This window comes from Streptomyces sp. (assembly GCF_036566765.1).
Lineage (GTDB): Bacteria > Actinomycetota > Actinomycetes > Streptomycetales > Streptomycetaceae > Streptomyces.
This window is the reverse complement of sequence record NZ_DATCVQ010000061.1, coordinates 1-2,522: the sequence shown is the minus strand read 5'-3', so window position 1 is coordinate 2,522 and position 2,522 is coordinate 1. Positions and strand designations below refer to the sequence as shown.

Here is a 2,522-nt window from a genome sequence, read left to right as displayed (position 1 = left end):
CGGCGCAGCCTGCGTGCCCAACTGTTCGCCTCCGCCTGCTATGCCGCCGGCGGGCTCGGCGGGGCGGCCGCTGCCGGCGCGGTCGGCTCGGCCTGGGGCGTCGCCGCCGCGACATTGGGCAGTTCGACCGTGTGGTGGCTGCAACTGCGGTCCGCCCTGCGCGAGCGCCACCACAATCCCATCCCCGAAGTGAGGACCTCATGACCGCCCAACCCAGGCTGAGCATCGGCCTGCCCGTGTACAACGGCGAGGAGTACCTGGCCGAGTCGCTCGACGCCCTGCTCGGCCAGACCTACGAGGACTTCGAGCTGGTCGTCTCCGACAACGCCTCGACCGACGGGACCCAGGACATCTGCCGCCGGTACGCCGAGAAGGACTCGCGCATCCGGTACCTCCGGCTGCCCCGGAACATCGGCGCCGCGCCGAACCACAACTACGTGTTCACCCAGTGCCGCGGCGAGCTGTTCAAGTGGGCCTCGCACGACGACCTGTACGCCCGGGACCTGCTGCGGCGCTGCGTGGAGGCGCTGGACGAGCGGCCGGACGTGATCCTCGCGCACGCCGACCAGGCGGTCATCGACGAAGCAGGACAGGTGAAGGTCCCGTACGAGTACACCCTCGCCACCGCCTCGCCGCACGCGCCGGAGCGCTTCCGCAGCATGCTGTTCGAGCCCGGCGGCGACGACTTCTACGGGGTGATGCGGGCCGACGTGCTGCGCCGGGTGAAGCCGCACGACAGCTACCACCACGCGGACCGCACGTTCGTCACCGAGATCGGCCTGCACGGGCCCTTCCATCAGGTGCCGGAGCTGCTGTACTTCCGCCGCGACCACCCCACCCGGGCCGAGCGGGCGAACCCGTCCAAGCGCTCCCGGTGCGTCAACCTCGACCCGCGCCGGGCAGGCCCGCTGCACCCGACGCCCCGGCTGCTCGCCGAGTACGTCCTGGGCTTCGTCTCGGCGATCCGCCGGGCGCCGCTCTCCTCGGCCGACCGGCGCGCGTGCTACCGCCACCTCGCCGCATGGATGACCAGCCGGGCCCGGCCGGGCGCCGGCGAGCGGGTCGAGGACCGCGCCCCGGTCGACCCGGCCCTGCTCGCCGTCTCCGTCGACGCGCTCGTCGCCGGTCGCGAGGGGAGGCAGGCGTGACTCCGGTACGTGTCGGGGTGTTCGGCCTGCTCGGCTCCGGCAACCTCGGCAACGACGGGTCGCTCGAGGCCGTGCTCGGCTACCTTCGCGCCGAGCACCCGGAGGCGGTCGTGGACGCGCTGTGTGGCGGACCTGAGGTCGTCACGGCCCGGTACGGGATCCCCGCGACGCGGCTGCACTGGTACGGCGGGGAGTACAGGACCGCCTCGCGTGCGGGCGCGATCGCGGGGAAGGGCCTGGGCAAACTCGTCGACGCCTTCCGCACGGCTGCCTGGGTGCGCCGGCACGACGTGGTGATCGTGCCGGGCATGGGCGTCCTGGAGGCCACGCTGCCGCTGCGGCCCTGGGGCTTCCCGTACGCGCTGTTCCTGCTCTGCGCGAGCGGCCGACTGCTGCGCACCCGGGTCGCGCTGGTCGGCGTCGGCGCCGCCCCGATCGGCAATCGGTCGACCCGGGCGCTGGTTCGCTGGTCGGCGAGGCTGGCCGCGTACCGGTCGTACCGGGACGCCCCGTCCCGCGACGCGATGCGGGCGATGGGCGTGGACACCGCGCGCGACGAGGTCTACCCGGACCTCGCCTTCGCCCTTCCGACGCCCCCTGCGCCTACGACATCGGGCCCGGTCTGCGTCGGGGTCATGGACTTCCACGGCGGCAACGACGACCGCGCCCGGGCCGAGGAGATCCACCGGCGCTACCTCGACGGGACAACTCGTTTCGTCCGCACACTGGTTGAGGACGGCAGGACGGTCCGGCTGGTCACCGGCGACGCGTGCGATGCGTCGGTGGTCGCCGCGATCCTCGACGCGGTGGACTCGCCGCTGGTCACCGCCGCCGAAGCGGCCTCGCTCGCCGACCTGATGAAGGAGATGGCCTCTGCCGACACCGTGGTGGCGACCCGCTATCACAACCTGGTCTGCGCGCTGAAGGTCGGCACGCCGACGCTCGCCCTCAGCTATGCGGCGAAGAGCGACGCGCTCATGGACTGGATGGGTCTCGGCACGTACTGCCACCCGGCCCGCGAGGTCGACGCCGCACAACTGCTCGAACAGTTCCGGGCGTTGGAGAAGCGCTCGACGGAGTTGCGGCAGACCCTCACCGAGCGGAACCTGGTCGCCGCCCGGCAACTCCAGGACCAATTCACCGACTTGACCAAGGCCCTGTTCCCTGCGGCCGACCACGCCCACACCCTGCGGGAGACTCCATGAAAGCGATCGAAGTCCCGGAGATCTCCGGCGCGTACCTCTTCGAGCCGACGCCGTACGCCGACGAACGCGGCTTCTTCTGCCGCACCTTCGACGCCGACGTGGTCCGCTCGGTGGGCCTCGACCCGGACGCCTTCATCCAGGACAGCGTGTCCCGCTCGGTCCGGGGCGT

Annotated in this window: 3 protein-coding genes and 1 pseudogene; all 4 read left to right on the top strand. The window is 72.2% G+C overall.

Annotated elements, in window-relative coordinates:
* Positions 1-204, top strand: a pseudogene (locus VIU94_RS03080) (hypothetical protein); the annotation flags it as partial.
* Positions 201-1,148 carry a glycosyltransferase family 2 protein gene (locus VIU94_RS03075; protein WP_331907231.1) on the top strand — a complete coding sequence of 316 codons (948 nt, stop codon included), beginning with the start codon at positions 201-203 and terminating at the stop codon, positions 1,146-1,148. The pseudogene VIU94_RS03080 and the gene VIU94_RS03075, both read left to right, overlap by 4 nt.
* Positions 1,145-2,353 (top strand): polysaccharide pyruvyl transferase family protein, encoded by a 1,209-nt coding sequence (locus tag VIU94_RS03070; RefSeq protein ID WP_331907229.1) that lies wholly within the window; start codon positions 1,145-1,147, stop codon positions 2,351-2,353. The genes VIU94_RS03075 and VIU94_RS03070 overlap by 4 nt, the downstream gene beginning before the upstream one ends.
* Positions 2,350-2,522 (top strand): dTDP-4-dehydrorhamnose 3,5-epimerase family protein (locus tag VIU94_RS03065; protein WP_331907233.1); only part of this gene is annotated, 173 nt, incomplete at its 3' end. The genes VIU94_RS03070 and VIU94_RS03065, both read left to right, overlap by 4 nt.